Origin of the sequence: Endozoicomonas sp. ALD068 (assembly GCF_049310145.1) — a bacterium.
In the GTDB taxonomy this organism is placed as follows: Bacteria; Pseudomonadota; Gammaproteobacteria; order Pseudomonadales; family Endozoicomonadaceae; genus Endozoicomonas_A.
On sequence record NZ_JBLYNU010000004.1, the window covers coordinates 2,830,678 to 2,850,273 of the forward strand.

The following is a 19,596-nucleotide window of genomic DNA, read 5'->3' on the forward strand; positions in this document are numbered from 1 at the left end:
ATGCCCGCCAATCTAACTGATACAAACCCTCTCAATCCTACTCCCAAAAGACAGTGGTTCAAGACCAGCGATGGCTGGTTTTACCCGGCCATTGTTAATACCGATATTTTTAGCATCAGACTGTCAACGGATCAGGCCAGCCCCGGATCAGCCTTTGCCACGCCAGCACACATCAGCACGGTCAGGACAGCCATTGACAGAGCCTTCTGGTTAATCGAGCAGTCCGGTTTTTTTCCCCACTATTTACATCGGAATATCAGTATTATCCTGTCTGACTCTGATTTGCCGGGTCAGAATATCTTTTATGACGACGATGGCGTTACATTGTTAATCGGGCAATCGCTCGGAGCTGACCAACTCGTTGCCACGTTGCTGAAAAATATGGCAATGGTCGTTTATGAAGCCTGTGACCCCAATAACTTCTGGTCAGAATTTCAGGCACGTCAGAATGGTTCCACAGAAAATGGTGGCGGTTTAATCCCGTCTCCCATCAGCCAGACTGATGACGTGGTTTCCGCTATAGCCACGCAAACACAGCTCGACTTTATCTCTGAAACCCTGGCTGCCAAATGGTTGAATCAGAAAGTATCACCGGTTTCACTCTATTGGCTGGAGTCTTTGCTTCCTGATCTGTTCAATGCCCCAAAAAATCCTGGGAAGCCGCCAACTCCTCTAAGTGCCCAACTGCAAGCCAGACACTGGCATTCTAAAAACGATCTTGGTCAAACACTTGCCTGGCTCAAAAGTGAGGAGATCCGTCCAACAGGCAATGTTACCAGACCAGTGCCTGACAGTTTTTCTCCTTTCACACCCGTCGCGCCTCTTTTGCGCATCGACGAGACAATAGCCTGCCCTGCTTTTGGCGATGGTTACCGCACCCGGGCTAACGGAACAGAAATAGGCATCAGGGTATACCCCCAGGGCGACGCCGCTCCGCCACTGCGACTGGCCGACATCACCCTTGATGTGGAAGGCTACCATTCACTCGGTTACAAAGATCCGGCACAAACGCTCCAGCGGCTGGTTTTTGACCTCAAGAAATTGGCAGGACTGTTTCTATACGGTGGTTTTAACCGGCAATTGCTGACCTTTCTTCACGGACTGCAGATTGCCAGTGATCCGGGTGGCCCGGATCACAAGGTCCCTCTTATCAAGGCAGAGTCCGACCGATTATTTATTGACAGTGACGCAACCTTCACAAACGACAGTCAGCCACTGATTCGTCTGGGAGCCGCCGATCTTTCCCGGCACTCTGACGAGGCTCTTGGACACGGACTGTCATCCCTGTTGGTACCTGCATGGCGAAAAACCCTGACCGACAATGCCGTGGCTGTGGCCGGTATTGAACAGCTCTGGGGAATCACTGACAACAGGCTGAAAGCACTGCAACCGCATTATGGGCTTGATGAACGTTACCAGGCCCGGCAATGGCCACCAGAGTCCGGTGATCTATACCAGCGACTGATGTCAGGCCAACGCCATGACCTCAGGAAACGTGGCGGCACAGCCGAAGACTTTGTTGATGCCGTCCGGGAACTTTATCAGGGTGACGGGCTGGCGCCAGCACTTGCCAGCGTTATGGGAGACTGGCAAGCGTCAGCGGAGAGTAACCGTACAGGCGGGGAAATGGCGGATTTGCTCAAGGCCATCGAAACCGTTTACGACGAACAACCGTTGCGCAGTGAACAATGGTTTTTCCGCAGGGCGCTCGATGACAGTCTGGACTGGCTGATCGCCCGAGATCCCAACAATACGGCTCTGGCAAACCTTCAGCGCCTGAAGAAAAATGACGAAGCACAACAGGATGAATACGATGGCCTGTTGGAGCCGGAACAGGCGCCGCTCTTTAACGACACCACCAGCAGCGTTCGGGGCAGATTCCTTACCCTCAAGGCTCTGGGTGACTGGATAGGGGTTTACCTGACACCGGACTATCTGGCCAGTTCCGGTAATCAGACCCTCGCCAGTGACCTGCGGCAACTGGTGGATGCCAGCGACCTGTTCAGACACCGGTTGAACAATACCGACGCGTTACGAATGCTGTCGGGCAACGTAACGACCCCGATAAGACCTGACACCCTTGGCGACATACACGACCAAGGTATATTTAAGGTCCACCCCGATGAGCGCAACAGGACGATCCCCGGGGAGTATGTCAGCTTGATTATCCCCGATCGCAATGGTGCGTTCCCCGGCAGTCAGTCCGGCCCACTGCCCTACCTGCCCATCGATCATGGTGCGGAAAATGACACTGTCCATGATCTTGCCCCGAATAATGGGACAGACCTTGCACCCATTAACCAGACAGTCAATAACGGCACCTTCACGCTTATCCCTTTTGATCCGGATGAGGGGAACCTGCCCTACGGTTCCGGATGGCTGGCAGGCCATCTTTCGTTCTTTTACCAACTGGGGGAGGCATTACGGCTGGCGCTTGGGCTGGCACCAGAAGAAAATATCAATGCGACCAAAAACCGGATTCGTACTGAGCTTGGTTTGCCACGGCACTATCCCGGACAGGACAAACTGCCGTTACCGGTAGTGAACCCCCGTCAGATGATGGTCAAAGACACCCTTTCCGTTGAGGTAAGGTTTAATCAAACGACAGAGACAGACAGTAGAAAATCTGTGCGTCTGGCAGTGACCGGACGCGGCTCCCTGGGACGTCATCTGGAACTGACGGCAGAGCCTGACAGGAACGGTACTTATCGTCTGCAACTGGCTGCCATTGGCACTATGACCGCAGATGACAGTCTTCTGCCACCTTCCCTGCGGCACCGCTATCCGGCAGTCACAAGACCGGCAAAAGTACAAAGGGTTCGCCGTTCCGATTCTGATCCTGTGGCAGGTTCAGACTTGAAATTAATTGATAAACTGATTCCTGACGCCAAGACGTTCCATATGGAATTTGAGCCGTTATTACAGTATCAACGGATCTTGAACGCAGACTTGAACAAACGTTTTGAAGACCTGTTCTCGTCTTTTATGGTGTTTGATCGTTATCGCCATGTGAATGCACAATCAACCTTTGTTTCGGCGTTGAAAATCTACGAAAAACTCACCGCCCTGATCGTGAATCACCCACAGGCAACCGGCGTAAAATTTGCGAAACTGGCTACCAACATCCGGCGCTGGTTAGAAAGTAATCTGAAGCCAGTCCCTCCACAGCTGCATTTTGTCAGCGTTAACCCAACCGATGACGAACTGAAGCGTATCCGGTCATGGATTTTGGCCAATTCAGAGTCCGGTTTAAAAATAAATCTTTGGTATGACCCCAATGCAATGCTCGCCGGTGTGCTTGCCGAAGCCCTTAAAGAGTCAATGACCCGTAAATTGGCCGGTCAAACCAATCCCGGTAATCCCTCTGATTTTGAATCGGGTTTACTGAAAGACCTGATGAAGTTACAGGATGAGGCCTGGAAAGCCATAAAGCCAAAAATAGAACGGGGCCAGCCGTTTGATCAGGCGGTGAAGAATTTTCTGACAGGCCACCTCAAATACAAGGCGGACCTTGACAAAAAAAAAATCCCAAATGCAGAAATCCTTGCAGGAATTTGCACGGCAGATAGAGTTTTCTTACCCACAGGCGAAGTTTTCCCTCATCGATCTTAATAAGGTCTGGACCGCTGCCTACGGGGAAGATGGTAAGGAGACTGAAGAGGACTATTACAGGGAACTGGGGTTGCGTGGCCATCAGCCTGCGGCTGAGGCACTGGTGAAAATGAGGGTGATGGCCACCCTCGGCGGTGTTTATTCTGATACGTCGCTTTCGCCGGCATTGAATGAGGATCTTTTCAAGGATGTTGATTATTCAGGCGTCAGCAAAACAGATTGGGACAGGGTAAAGGCAGTACAGACACAGTTGGTCATCCAGCGGCTCGGCAAAGAATTCCTTCCTGACGATCAGGCTCCTGACATTGAACAGAAGGTTGCAGACGATATCGCCTGGTTCGGTGAAAAATACCCCGGGTTGAAGAGCGACATCGAACAGCGTCTGGCGAGTGCTGATCCCTCGCAACTGTTTAAGCCTTTGGAAAAAATTCAAGTCATGCCCTATCAGGCCTGTGTGCCATCAGAAAAAAATCCGGGTTTATTTTTCGCGGCGGCACCAGGCAACCCAACCATTGAGTTTGCTCAAAGCAGGCTCTTATTACAACATGAAGATATTAGTCGGCTGGAATTGTCCAGTTTGACAAATTGGAATGATGCCAAACGAAAAGAAGCGGTTTTAACCCAAACAAAGGATGCTGCTGCGGCATTGGTTTATTACCGACTCAGAGGGATACAGAAGTTTGGGAAAGGCTATCAAATCCTGAATGGCGATGAGGCATTGAGGGAAAGCAAGTTTGCCATGAGTTGGACGGCAGGCTACGAAGCTTTACTGGATGTTCTGCAATTTTCAGCCAGAGAACACTTTACCATTTCCAGCGCAGCGGCAGCTGTCCGGGACCAGGAAAACGATATCCGGCGTTATATAGACACGGATCCGCAAAAGCCTGGCCAATACAGCCAACAACTGGTTCTCCAGATGGAGTCTGGCGATGCTAACCCGATTAGCAAGGCCAGCCATTACCTGTTTGACAAATATAAAAACCGCGAACCAACGAGAGTTAGTTATAACTCAATCCGTTGGCTGGTCAATAAGAACAGTTATTGGTCAGATGGAGAGACAGGCGCAAGGATTAATACTGCCGATATTGGTAAATTTCTGGACGGAGATAGCCGAATTCATGTGGTCGGTGCGGGTCAGTCCAGCAATGGGAAATTTACCCTGAGCGGGCAAACCGCGTCAGACCTGTCAAAAACAATCAATGAATTGATTGCAGATACTCCTGTTAAAACCATTAACCTGGTTGGCTCAGGCATTGATCACGACGGGCTTGTCAGCCAATACCTGAGAGAGACCCTGAAAGCAACAAAAACCCAGGCAGTGACTGCCCGTGACGGTCTTTTGAGAGTGGATATCTGGGGGCGTCTGTGGGTTGGCCTGCTTGGAGACACGGGTCTGGTGACCTGGTCGCTGGCCGACAGGTCTGACAAGCTGAAAGCGCTTCGCATGAATGAGGGGGACGCCAGAGTCGAACGCTTGTCTGAAAAAAACCTGCTTGCTGAAAGTGCCGCTGGAATGCGGCAGTTGTCTTCTGTATTGTCAGACAACAGCGGGTTGCTGGGGCCCGTCAATCCCGATGATGCCATGCCGACTCTGGCGATGTTCAAGCACAGCCTGAAGCCCCATCTGGGTACTCTTGGTTCGGATAATTTAGCATCGCTGGAGAAAAAAATTGACCAATTTGACCAACTTCGCCCAGAGGGAACGCCCCTTCAAAAATACGCCCTTGTCTATCGGATGCAGGAAAACCTGCCCAAAACGTTTATGGGTGAAGCAGCCGTCTCCCTGCTGGACGCCACAATAAAGCAGTACCTGCTGGATGCTTTGGTCGAGGTACCGAAAGAGCTTAACACTATCTGGATTGGGCCTCTTAAAAAAGGTGTTGAAGACTGTCTCAAGATCTGGGTTTCACAGATTCCCGCCTGGTCTATGACGCTCTGGTACGATCCGCAAGCGTTTTTAGCGCCCATATTGGCCCGGGAAATACGTGAGTCTGTTGCCGCTGAGAAAGTACCCGAATCATTCCTGAAAAAAGAAAATGCCAGGAATGAATTTGTGAAACGTTTAAATCAACTGCAAGATCTGGCCTATAGCACTATAAAAAACGGCATCGCCCAGGGTAAATCCTTTGACGAAATGGCAAAGGCGTTTTTAGTCAACCATTTGGGTATGGATGAAAGCGAATTAGAAAAAATACGAACAGACAGTCTGAAGCAAATGAAGGCGTTCAGCGACGAGCTGGCCAAGCTCAGGAGCAGCCCTGAATCCGGTGAATTCAAGCTGGCAGACATCAATCAACTCTGGCCGACAGGCAATAAAGCCAGCCTGAAAGAATGGTACATCAAAGAACTTGCACTAAGGGGGATTTTGGCCGCTGCAGCAGATTTGGCAAGAGTGGAAGTACTTGCCAAAGATAAGGAAGGAGGGGGTGTCTATTTGGACGTTGATATACTACCTGCTTTTAACAAGGAATTGTTTAAACACCTTAGATTTCCGGATTTTTTTCCCTTTGGAGACCGTCGGATCGGTCCGGATTACCCCGTTAACCATGCAATCATTAAGTATTTTGGCCAGAAAGGGCCGGAACAGCTGTTTTTTGGCCGGACACCTGATCCGGAACAAGAGAAATACTATGACAGAATAAAGGAAGAATACCCTGATCTTATTAAGGGCATTGAAGAAGCCATAGCCAACCACGGCGAAAAACCCCTTTTTGTCTTTCAAGATTCGCTCAGGGTTATTCCTGGTTCAGTGGAAATAAAATTAATCTACAAAGAAAAAGCAAAGATCAACAACAACTTGATTATCGCGCCACCTGACAGTGAGGCTCTTGACGCAGTTAAGAAAAGAATTATAAGACGTTATAAATTAATTGAACGTTTAAATATCGATAAGCCATTAAACGCTGCTAAGACAGATATAGACAAAACTGCAAAATCAATCGCCAGGGAATTGAATATTGATCAGAGAGTCGCCTACAGTTTTTTTGATTACCGGAAAGATGGAATATTGCACCAGGCTAAATCGACGATGTCCATATCAGGGTCCCGAGGATTTTTAGAAGTCTCCCAGAATTATTTGTCTGATTTTTTTTCAAAAAAAGACCTTGTTGATCTTGAAGTAAAAGACCTTTTCATGGAAATCAATCCATTAGCACAGATTAATTTAATCAGTTGCAGTACTGATGAATGCCCTAGTAGCTGGTTACCCAGAACGGATAAAACCGAGCGTTATGCCCTGAACGCTGAGCAAGACAGCCATTATACAAACCAGGTCATTCTTCAGCTGGGCGACAATGACATTGAAACCACAGCCAGCTTATATCTGGCAAACAAATACCAGCCCGATTTCAGCCGCCATATAGTTCTGGATTCTTATGGTTCCCTGTACGACCCACAGACAGGCCACGACATTAAGCTTGAGGCATTGCAAGCTGATTTTCTTAAAGATGCCACCCGCATTATTGTAGTTGGCCATGGCAGACAGGTTCAGGGGGCTAAGGCCGGTTCTGAAAAGTTTCTTCTGGGCGGGAAGACGGTTGTGCAACTGGCCAAAGTGCTTGAGCGCATAACCGGCGGGCGCTTTGTCAAAACTGTCAGTCTGGTGGGCTGTGGCGCTAATGCCAGCGGCGAGCATTACCCTGTGGAGGCTTTCGCCAGAGCACTGTTTGGTGAAATCCGGACACGTCGAATCACGGTTCGTAACGCTCTGGTAGCGGTGGATGAGTTGGGGCGCAAATGGACGGGTGTGCTGCCCGCCAACGGCGATCCGCTGTGGTCACAGTCAGACCATCGCGTCAAACTGGTGCTTGAGAAAGACGACCGGGGGCAGTTAATAACCCGCCAGCTCCCGGTTGCAGAAGGGGTGGTGAAAAAACTCCGGAATTTGCCCGTTTTGCCCACCGGCAGGGATTATGTTCGTCTGGGTAAAGAGAGTGACCCTGATTTCCAACAAGCCAAACGTTTACTGCTTGAAGCGATTATCGAAAACAATGGCAGGCAGAAACTCTCCGATCTGATTGAGGATTACAACCGTCGACTCTATCAAAACACCGGTGATAACCTTTCTCCTTACCGGTTGATGCCTTTGCCGACTGCCGATGTCGAACTCCCTGTTGCCCAGGCCGGGGCTTCAAAAGAGCTTCAGCCACAAGAAAAACGTCAGATGAGCGCCTTTGTCCGCGCAGACTCAATCGGTGACCCGTTTTCCGGGGTGGGTCTGGTGGCCTATGGCGATCCCTTTGCCCGGGAGAATTTTTTCCGGACCCAGCAGGCGGGGTATCAACTGGCCCGGAAAGTCACAAACCCGCCATCCAATGCGATGACAGCATTGTTTACTCGCCTGTTGCTTGGGTCTTTGCAGGACATTGTCGCACCTGGTGGCAATGACATAGACCCGTTCCAGATCTCCAGCCCTGACCTGATAGCTTCAGTATTCGAAAAAGATGACCTGCTTGCCCTCTCGGTCCGACGGTCACAAACTCACTTTTCCGACTTGAGCGATTGGTATATCAAGTCTCTGAAAAATTTGCTGGGTCACTATCTGACGGACCAAGCAGACAAAAAAGTACTGAGACTGAACGCCAGAAAAAGGAGCGAACAGAGAAAGTCGCTGCAAGCAAGCCTTTCCCTTGGGATTAACAAAAGGCTGAAGCACGATCCTGATGGCGCTCTCAGTTCTACTGATCCTGTGTCTCTGGCCAGTGGTGAGGCTTTTGATAGCGACAAACACAACAAGTACCTGCCTGTTGTCACCGACCTTTCGGGTGAAACTTATGTTCTGGTGGACTTGCCAGAGACCAGGAGCCTGGCTTTTCCGGATAATCTGCGCAATATCCTGTCTATGCTTCAGTCCTCTGGTCCGCTTGGATCGCGTGATGCCCAGACACTGATCAATACCATTGAGTCAGCCTATACCCAACACTCAGACTCCCTGGTAGGACAGCAGCTTGATGAAAAAATAGACCAACTGCCGTTGGCTGATGTAGTCACACTGGCCAACGAAGTCATTAACATGGACTCGGAGCCTGATGCTCTGCGAAGCCTGATACGAAGACTGTTGCTTCGTCTGGTGACCAACGCAGAAAAAGCTCTGGACACTGATCAGAAACCCGATCACCAGGAGAGGTTACTGATCGCAGAATTACTCGCCCTGGCCCCCGACGAAAGGGTCTTCATCGTCGAGCTCCCACCTTCAGGAAACCGTCATCGCAAGGTTTTTCTCGACGGTTTGATGTCTGTCGACAAGCATCAGCGTTTGACCTCGCAAACCACCATGGGGGCTCGTTCACCCTTTTTTTTCTCGACCGTCCAGCACAGAGCCTATCGCTCTCAGCTGCGTGAGCTGTCGAAACTGGATGGAACCCCAGATAGGCTGAAGCCTTTGCTTGGTTATTTCAGTAAACCTAATGAATTCGCCGATGCCCTTTTGGCCTGGCGCAAATGGGAGATAGAGACTGGTTTTGTCGCAAGAAGGGTGCCCATTAGTGTTCGCCCGGAACAAGACCGATTGCTCGCGGACAGTCGGGTAATTGTCCTGGATTGGGAAATAGCCGGGCCTTTCCTCCAGATTGGATTGAAGGATGTAGAGCATTATTCGTCTGATGCCGACCTGGCCCGGGTGATGACCCAATCCTACGGAATGGCTCTATTCCTGCAACTGCGGTTAATTGGGGCAAACCCATTCATTCTCAACAGTGCTTCGGAGATATGGCAAACACAATTCTATAGTGATCCTCTTGGTGAGTTCGGCTTTGACAACAGTATGACAATGCGGCGGTTACCGGATCCCGGCGACCCGCTTTATCGTGAACTGGTCCTTGATAGCAATGACCATGGGCTTAAGTTTGCCGAGGGTACTGTAGATGATTTCCGGCAGGCACTGGAGGTATTGTTTGAGGAAGGAAATCTCTCCCGTTCGGTCAGAAACGTTATTCGTCACCTTGCAAGAGCCCCGGTGGGCTCTGTTTGTACTTTTTCAGAAGGTCTGGTTAAAGTACACGCAGAGTTCTGGAAACAGATGCGGGATTCACAACTGAGGTCTGCACTGCAGTTGCAGGACCCGGATTACCAGATGTTAAAACAACGAATAGCCAGATCTGGTTTATCCGCCAGAAAAAAGAATAGGTTATTTGCAGATCTGGCTAATATTGAAAGCTCGTCAGGCAAAACGTTTTCTCATGACACGGACGTCTATAGCAGTGAAATAAAGGAGAACAGCCCCGGAATTATTAGTGAAGTGACACCGGATTCCTATGGCGATAAGGGTTCGGTTTCGAAGATCGCGATCTTGTTCTCTGCCCGGTTTATCAAACATGTTCTTGAAAACAATGCTCTTGAAAACAATGCTCTTGAAAACAATGCTCTTGAAAACAATGTTCTCAAAAACAATGATCCAGAAAACAATACTCCTTCCAAACAACTGTTTTCATTACGCAATGAGATTATCAAAACCCTTCGATTGCTCAGAACCACCTCTGAATTCAAGGCTTTTTCCGACATCCTGGCAGAGGATCAGAGCCAGGTCTTTGGTGATCTCCGGGCTCTGGTGAATCAGGGCGTTATTGATGGATCTTTCGGGACAGGCTTCGACCAGGCCAAAATACCCGACTCTGTCCGGCTCTTACTGGTCATTACTCCTCCCGATCCATCCGCTACAGAAACGCCACAGCCGGTTCTGGTTGATAATACCGGTTGTATCCTGAAAGTGGATCCGGGCCAGTATTTCACCGAAGACAAAATGCTGGTTGGACACTATCAAACTTTCTCAAGATCAGGCCTGATAGCAGGTTATATTGTTGCATCAAATCGGCTGAAAGGTTTCAGCAGCGATTTTGAAACTATTCGAAAAAGAATTCTGCCTGAACTTGGCATTAAGGGATTACAAAAAAAGAGCAAAACTCCAGAGACACGTCGGGACGATTATAGAGGACGGATCGGCCTTGAAATAGAGAATCTCATCACACGTGTGGGTGCTGACGCGAGGGAAATGCTGGCATCGACTCGATTCAATGATGATGAGGTTCTTAACCCTGATTATCCTAATATGCTCCTGTCTACTGATCTCCATGAGGGTCGCTCTATCATTGAAATCATTACCGGACCCAAACCGCTCTCGGCTTATCTCAGTGAATCCTCAGCTTTATTTCATGCGACCAAGACAATGGTCTCTGTTTTAACAAAAATACCTGAGGGTGGTTATACCGTAGGCGATTTAGTTAGGGCTTATAATGACGAGCTACTTGGCAATAACCCCAGAGGTAATTTAGAAGATTTCAGGTTGCACACCCTTGATGAATATAGAAACAGTCAAGTTTCATTGCTGCCTGACATGATGGAGGCAGCGATAGCGGCAGAAGCACAGATACCGCCTTATCGTATTCATGTCAATATTGGAGTCGATCTTGGTTTGATTGGGGATATAACCTCCTATATTCCCAATCTTTTTGTCTCAAAGACAAAAGACATATTAAGGAAAGTTTTTCATTGGTGCCAGTATAAGGCCTCTGTCATTTCAGAAAGACTGAATCTGAATTCTGACTTGCTGAAATCCATGTTTACCATGCATTTGTACAAGCAGGCATTAGACAGTTCAACCGACAGTTTTATGAGGGGGAAAATGAATATTCCAGGTACCCCTATCAATAAAATAAGAGGATTACTGAGACTGGGTACCGCTGATTTTTTAATGACTGTTATCTCTGATTCGGAGGCCGCCCAACTTAAGTCAGCCATCCGGGATTACAGCTGGCAGGCCTTTACTTCGTTGCTGCAGGAAACGGTCAATAAACTGGCCACAGTGGGATCTGAGGCTGAAGGGCTTGGCAGGGCGTGGAAGGTTCCCAAACAGCGATTGCAAGTCAGGTTAAAATTGCTGTTCACCGACCTGTTGGATCATCGTGTCGAACATGGAAAGATGGTTATCCCCCCTGGTGATCTCTCAGATTATTTCGAATTACCCCAAGGCGAGAACAAAGGACCGAAGCTGGGTTACATAGATGTCATAAGTCCACTCTCAAGACATGATGTCACTTACTATGTCGATGACGAGGGTCAAAACCATTTCCTCGGTACCATGGAGGTTCGAAAACTCTGGCCCAATCTCGAAAACATGGCTTTTTCCCCTCCCGAGCCCTACACGATTTCGATTATAAAGTCCGTTCAAACCCCGGGGTTACTGGGAGCAGACCCGGAGATTGACGGGGTTTTTTTAACAAAAGCCCAATTCCTGGTCAAATCTGAAACCGAAACTCCGGATTACCAGCGCTGGGTGAAGCAGTCCATCCTCGACCGTCTGGGTCAACTCAGCCACGCCAGGCTCAAGCATGTAATCCGCACCTTCGTCAACCGTCTGCAGGAAACCCAGGACACAATCCAACAGGACAAAGTGGCCCGGTTGCTGCTGACTGCCAATCTAAGGGCAATAACCGGCGGGCCGTCAGGTTCAGCCTGGGACACTCTGGCGCAGTTGCAAAAAATGCAGTTGCCAAAAATAGTCTCGGTGGATTTTCAGCGGGCAAGCGAGGGTCAACGGCTTCCTTTAACAACCACTGACAATCTGGCCCCCTGGAAACAGCTGGCAGAGCTTTTTCTGCCCATTGAGTTTTATACAATCCTGGACTTGTTTCCTGCTGATGAAGGTAAAGCTTTTATTGTACCGGTGCTTAAATCGGAGGAGATACTGTCCGGGTACGGAATCTCTCTGAGTCGTGTGTTTCAGGAAATAACGATTGTCTTTAACGCTCAATGGCACTCGTACCAGAGTCGCCTGAATAACAATCCGCTGACCCTGACAGTGGGTACAAAAGACTCGCTGCCTGAACACCGTAAAGCGGTTTCCATAGGAAAGCTGTTCGCCATAGCCCTGTTAAACCATCCCGATGTCGCAGTGCTCAGGCAGGCCCAAAAAGCATTGCGGGCGACCTGGGGGTTATCGGCAATCATCACTGGCCGCAGTTATGGCCTGAGCAAAGGACTGACACTGGCCATTTTGCCAGACCAGCAAGCCCCCCAAGACAGTAACAGCAAGGTGCAAACGGGGCCTGCTCCCCTGGTGCAGCTTACCGACATCGGGACGGTGATAAAAGACAGCGCATCGGGCCGGATCATCCTTGAAAAGATAACCGACACTGTACCCAGACCTGCCGGATCGGACAGCACAAGGCGCGAGAGCCCGACAAAGGTCAATGGCTCACCATTGACGACTCAGAAATGGCTTGGTGCCGAAGGTCAGCCGGGATTGCAATGGCTATCGGCCCCGTTGTCTCTGGATGAACTGGACACCCACAAGCTTTCTCTGGAAGCCGACTTTTATGGGAACCCTGAAGGGCAGTCCATTGACTGGACAAAAACCACTGGCGGGGCAGACACCGGAATCATCCTGAGGTTTCCCTTTGAGAATCTGGATACGCCGGTGTTCGCGGCACTGTTTGCTGACAGTGACAGCCCTGAAGGAGAAAGGCTGCTGGCCAGCCTGAAGTCAGCCAGAGTTATCGCGACAGCGGTTATCCCCCCGGCCTCAGACGATAACAAGGCAATCCATGCTCAGTTAAAATCGCTATTTACCCTGTTATTGTTCCGGCTGTCGGGGGACGACGACTCTCACGAAAAACCCCTGTTTCCGGGAATAAGGCTGGCAGATTATATCCATACCTACCTTTCCGACAGTGCCGTTACCTCACTCAGTGACTACATTAAGCGCGTTGGCCTGCAACAGGTCAGCAAAGAACTGGCAGCGAAGCTCACTGTCCTGGCCCAGCGGGATACCCCGGATCTGCAAGCAAGCGTCAGGATCAGAGACCTGCTGGGGATGGCTCTGGATTACCGTCTTGCCAACGGCGCCGGGCTGCTGCCCGGCACGCTGCCGGACGAGTACTCGCTGCCCCTGAAGGATAACCAAAAATCCAGGGAACTCTGGACTGGCCGGATGTCAGCAGACCGCACAGCGCGACCTGTCGCTACAAACGCCGATGGCCATTATCTTCTGGACCTTGCCCTGCCGGGTCAAACCGGCAGGGTGGAACGCCTGTTTCCGGGAACCCCGGCAACCCCCGATAACCTCCAGAGCCGCCTCAGGCTGGCTTTGCAACCAGACCGGCTTGGCCAAGATCCGGAAATTACCCGTGCGTTTCTTGAACTGGCGATGTCCAGTGTGGGTAAAGCCGGCTGGCCGTGGTTTTCGGAACACTTTTCCTCATTACCCCAATTGCAGCGTTTCGCAGTGGTGGAAGCCTTGGGTCAATATCGCTTGCAGTATCCGGAGGAAGATATTAAGCAGCTGGCCCGTGTTCTTACCAAAATCCAGCTGGCTGAGGTGAACAGGCAGATCAGTCAGGATGATCAAGCCGGGACACCGTCGGCTTTTCGCATCAGGAGTGTGCAACCCCTCGCAGATGGAAGCCATCGCTTCAAGCTGAAGACCGACGCGGGGATTATGCCTGTCCTGGCTGACTCCCTGGAGCCAGTGACCGGACTGTTGACTCAACAACCATCAAACAAACCGTATCCGCAATGGATGCTATTGTCGGCCAGTTCACACAGCAGCCAGTTCCCAGGGGCATTTCTGGATACACACCACAACGAAAGACTGTACCGACAGGCCTTGCACAACAGCGAGCTGGATCCCTACCGCTACCAGCATGATGTCGAGCGGTTTATTAGAATTTTCAGTGATTTTTCACCGGACATCTATCGCCAGCGATTCCAACAGCAGCACTCGCTTGACCTCAGTGTCGGCCTACCTGTTCACTGGCAGTTAAATCCCCATATTATCTTGCAGGCGTCCCGGTTGCAGGTCGGTGATAGCGCTGTAACTATTGAGCTTGGGATGAAGGATAACCCTTCGCTAAGACACGGATTATTTGACTCAGTCGTCAGCATGTTTTACGCCATAGGTCTGGCCAAGAGTGTAGAGGCTGTTGATACCGCCCTGTTCCAGTCTGGCTGGCCTGAGGAAGCCGGGCGACTGGGTCAACTGGGCAACACTATTGGTTATGATTCTGTCCGGCAATGGGATTTCCTGCCTGCGGCAATGAACCGGGATTCAATTGCACTTTATCCTGACCCCGCTGGATCATCCATCACTCGGGAACAAATTAAACAAGAGGTGACATGGCTGTTCAATCAGAAGTCTGAATCATTATCATTGAGACTTGAAGCGCTCTTTGAGTGGATTCAGGAGCATCAGAATGACCAGAGTATTCAAACCTTTACCAGAGCACTCTATGAGTTTGAGCGCGACCTGCCTGATGGTGAAAGAGCCCTGTTCAGGAGGGCTTTCACTGATCAACAGATCAAATTACTGAAGGATGTTCTGACGCAGCAGGCCCCTCACCAGTGGGAACTGATTGACTACGTAGACACACTTAAAACAACGCCCGATTCGCAGGCCCCAACCAATGCCAGCGGGTTTGCTTCATCGGCGTACTGGCTGATTGAGTCTGACAGCGACAGCGACAGTGACAGTGACAACGACGGTGGCAGGAAGTTGAGGATTGTCATCTGGGACCCTGAGGCGCAAGACAACAAACGCTGCCGACGTGGGGTCGACGGGTGCAGTACTCGCCTGCTATCAGCAGGAAATCTGGCGGACCGCCCCTTTTTGGACATTGACAGCACGGATATCAGTAACACCGATACCAACAAACCTTATTACAAAGTTGAGTTCCTTAACCACAACGATGAGCTGTACCGGGTGCTCAGGCGCTCAGACAAGGATATTACTGCCACCCCCCTGGGCCAGGCTTCCGTCTATGACAGCATCCACGATAGCAACGACTCCCCAGCTGAGCGGGTGTTTTCGGACGCAACATTGGCCACCACGTCCGTGGCGGTCAGGCGTTCCGATGGCAAGGTTTATCAGCTGATTTCGGAAGCTGACGGTCACTACCGGGCAGTGAGTTTGCAATCCGGAGATAAGCTGTTAGCGTCGTACGACAGTAACAGTAAAACCCTTATTCCGGTGCTGGAAAAAAACGACCATGGAAAGACGATTTATGGTGTGAAACTGGACGACGCCGCCGCAGGGACAAACGGGCTGTTCAAACTCAACCCGAGGGAATCGCTGAAGGATCAGTTAGCCGCCGCCCGCCACTGGCTGTCAGCGAGCAGTTCCGAGCTACGGACGCTGACGGGCACAGACGACAGGATAGCCGTGATCCTTCCTGCCGACTACCGTCCCGGCCAGAAACTGGCGAATCAGGCCGAACGGCTCTTGTCAGAACTGAGAGTCTTTGTTGCCAGCTCCGCAGGACAGCGTCTGGTCAATGCCCTGGGGTTCCCTGACAGTTTCATCAAACCCGCCACTATGACCGAGCTGGACAGTCAGCTGCTGCCCGGTATGAAGCCCCCTGCCCCTCTCAGGCTGGTGATCAGGTTTGGCAAACAGGCTCTTGCTGACCGGGTGATACCCTATCGTCCCGGGGACAGCGGGGACACCAGTGGCAACCGGCTTGTGGTGCTGAAGGTTGACCCGGCGGTGTTGACCGGGCAACGCCACTCCACCAGTAATTACCTGGGAGCACTGGCCTCGGTCCTGAAGGATTTGTGTCGGGCAGCACTGGTCAGTACTGATCAGGTGAACTCACCAGCCATCGCCATGACCTGGTTGCAGGGGGCCAAAATCACCAGTGCCCGGACGCTGCTGCAACTGGAAAACCAGCTTCGTAAGCAGTACGACCTGCTGCCCGTGCTGGCCACGGCATCAGCCCATACCCCTGTTCAGGAGGTCACCTCAGCGGGCGGGATAACGACTGTGAAAAACCGCCATCGGGTCCGCATTGCCTATCAAGCCATTGCTGAGCCTCTGTCCGGCTTTGCCCGGCTGATAGGGGATATGGAAACCCGTCGACTGTTTCAGCGGGTTCAGTATTATTGCAACCAACGGGTTGACCGGTTATCCGACGCTGGTCGTGCAGGGCTGAGAAACCTTCGCTCACTGTTAACGCAGCTGGCCTGGAGTGGGCTGGTCAGTCAGCGCATGGTGACATCGCAGCCCGCACTGCTGGCTGATCCGGCGGACGTGGTCACAGCCGTGCTTGATGACAGTGAGCTGAAAGCACTGGCCGGGATCAACAACCTCGCCGGGCAGCTTGAAGAGGTGTTGACCGATGCTCTGAAAGACCGACGGGGCATCGCCTTCACAGCGGCAGAACAACAGGGATTATTGCGCTGGCTAAGCCGTGCAGAGGCGGTTCTTACGGACGCACAGGCCGTGCGCAAGGAATGGGCTGAGCCCGGACAACTTCCCCTCGCTGCGGATTCCCGCAGCAATGTACCGGTCACCACTGGTAACCGAAAAACCCTTGCCCTGACCAGCACCGGGCGGCAACCGGTCACCCGGCTGAATGATCAGCCTCTCATTGCTATTGAAAGCCAGAACGGCCCCCTGTCCGCTCCGGCAGGCGATGAGCTTAGCGGTTTGCTGGCCCTGTTGAGACAGGAGTCACCTGACAGCCCGCAGGCTGTCGCTGCTTTAAGGACCGAGCTTGGTTGGGCTCCAGCAGTTACCGACCCGGACTATTACCGGGACGCGATCAAGCGTACTCTGTTATCACTGTCCCCACAGCAGACCAACAACCTGGATGACACCCTTGTTGATTTGCTCAACAAGCCATCCCTGACCGACGGTGAGTCGCTGCTGGCGGAGTATTTTTTTCACCGGCGGCTCAGGGGGCTGGAACCCACAGACCCAGCCGGGTTGCGGGCGGATGCCCTGCGGGCCAATAAATGGCTTGATCTCCTGCAAAAAAATCCGCCATTGCTTCCGGGACCTGGCTGGGAGCGCCCGGCTTTCACCCTCGATACCGGGTTGGGCCGTTACCAGGCTCAGGTTCAAACCAAGGACGGGCAAAAAACGTTCACGCTGGGTCGCCGGGATGACCTGGCTTTTTCCAACCGGGGGCCCGGCTACACCCTGACTCACAGCGAAGGCGACCGCAAGCAGGTCTTTCGCCTCCAGCTTCCTGATGGCTGGCCAGACCGTCTTTTGCCGATCAGGCTGGTTGTCCACATGGAGTTTTATCGCAAGCTGCAACGGAAGGGCAGTATTGGCAAAGAGCAATTACAGAACGACATTCAATTCATTGCCCGGGGGATGGGGGAGCCTCGTCTATCGCAGCTTCTTCAGGCGCTGGTGCAACCCGTCAGGGATGCAGGCATTGCCGATATTAGCCCTTTTAAAATAAAAATCAGCCCCAGGCCGCTCTGGCCGTTGGTGGACAGTCGTGTCGAGGTGAGTGAGGAAAACAGTGCCCACGCCCTGTTATTGCTGGGCACGAAGAACAGGAACAGGCCATTTATTTTCCGGGAAACCCTGACCAACCTGGTGGGTGCCAGTCTGTTGAAGGCACTTGAAGGTGGTGGAGGGTCGCTGACAGCCTTGCGCCAGCAGGTGCGTCAGCAGTTCGGGATCAACACCGCGACACTGCCTGACAAGGAGTCGCGTCCCTTGGGACTGACCCGTCAATACGCACTGACTCTGGCGGTTGACCCCCCTTCAGGCACAAGCCTCTATCGGCAACTGGTCGCAGGCCATCATAACCTGCTGTTAGCCAAAGGTACGAAAGCCGATTATCGCCGGGCATTGGCGTATTTAGAGTTGCATGACAAGACCAGGATTCAGGCAATAAGGGATAGCCTTGCTAAAGGGGAAATTACAGCCAGTGACCGTGAGAAAAAACTTTTCAACGAGGTTGTCAATGATAAACAATCCTCAGCGCCCCTGGTTCCAGATGGCTCTGATAATACCATTGCCTCCTACAAGGCCTTGCCCTTCACCTCTGAGCTGGTCAACGTGGATTACCGGGCCTTCTGGAGCGTTGGTTCCGGTATAGAATCCCTGCTCGACGCCAGACTGCTGGGGTTAAGTCGGGCGGCGGCAGAAAATTTCCTGTCCCAACAGATAGAGGTCGCTAAAAAGCATTTCAGACTAAAAGTCGTTGCCAGCACTTACCTGAAGTCACTGCTGGTTCATTTTATCTACTGGAAGATGGAGCAGGTTCTGGGTGACACCGGCCAGCCAGCCAGCCGGATACGCTTGGGAGTGACCGATGCGGTGACGACCATACTGCCTGACGGCGATATCGATGACATCGCAAAACTGATGTACGTTGATCTTTGGTTGGAGATAAATACGCCAGAGAGTCCGAGGATATCCACTCTCGTCGCATTGGAAAAAGCCTGCACTTTTGTTGCCCGGGGACTCGGCTGGAAGTCTTTTGACACTGGCCTGCTGGCCAATCTGAAGCAAGATGTGGACACCATATTCCATGAGGCGGTAGCACTGCGACGGCGCGTCGGAAGGCCGTTCCAGTTGCCTGTTAATCAACAACCGGACGCCCAGGGTAAAGAGCCCACGTCTGTGCAGGCTTTAGCGGGGCAGGATCAGATCATTGAAACCTTCGCCAGCAGCCCTCGTTATGCGGTTATGGCGAATGCTAAAAGGCGTTATATAAAAATAACTCCGGCGGGCCCGGGCAATCCTTTCTCGCTTATGTCACTCCAGTCACAGGATGGCCTGAAGAGGCTGTTACGGCGGCCTCTTAATCCGGGCAAAAACGCTGCAGCCACTCAGGCTTACCTGTCACAGCTGGCACGCCATTATGAGGCTTTTAGTGAACTGAAGGACATTAACATGACCGGCCAGGTCAATGGCGTTATTGACAAGATGGACCATGTCACCCGGCAGCAGTTTGCCGATGGTTTCCTGCACTATGCCCGGCAGTCAGCCATCCCGGCAGGTCTGGCTGAAACCATCGCCGGGAAGTTACTTGCGGCAGAGCTCAGCGCCCTGGGTTCTCTGCCTGAAACGATTTCTACCGGGCTTTATCAGCGGCTCAACGGGCTGCTGAACCTGACCGGGAAAAAGGAATTTTCACTGACCTCTGGCGACCTGAATATTCGGGTGCTGACCGACCCCTCAATCACCGCCGATGCCTCCTACCTGATGCCTGCCCAAGGCACACTGGTGCTGGGCAATGGTGACGCTGA

General features: G+C 51.7%; 2 protein-coding genes (1 of these 2 only partly in view). Both read left to right on the plus strand.

Annotation, left to right across the window (positions count from 1 at the left end; all coding sequences use genetic code 11):
* A complete protein-coding gene (locus ACO6V5_RS09610; RefSeq protein WP_422133272.1) occupies positions 1–3,612 on the plus strand; it encodes a hypothetical protein in 3,612 nt (1,203 codons plus the stop codon).
* Positions 3,545–19,596: the 5' portion of a TcdA/TcdB catalytic glycosyltransferase domain-containing protein gene (locus tag ACO6V5_RS09615; protein ID WP_422442353.1), read on the plus strand. 7,855 nt of this gene lie beyond the right edge of the window; 16,052 of the gene's 23,907 nt are visible here — the first part of the coding sequence; the start codon lies at positions 3,545–3,547; the stop codon falls past the right edge of the window. Before ACO6V5_RS09610 ends, ACO6V5_RS09615 begins: the two co-directional genes overlap by 68 nt.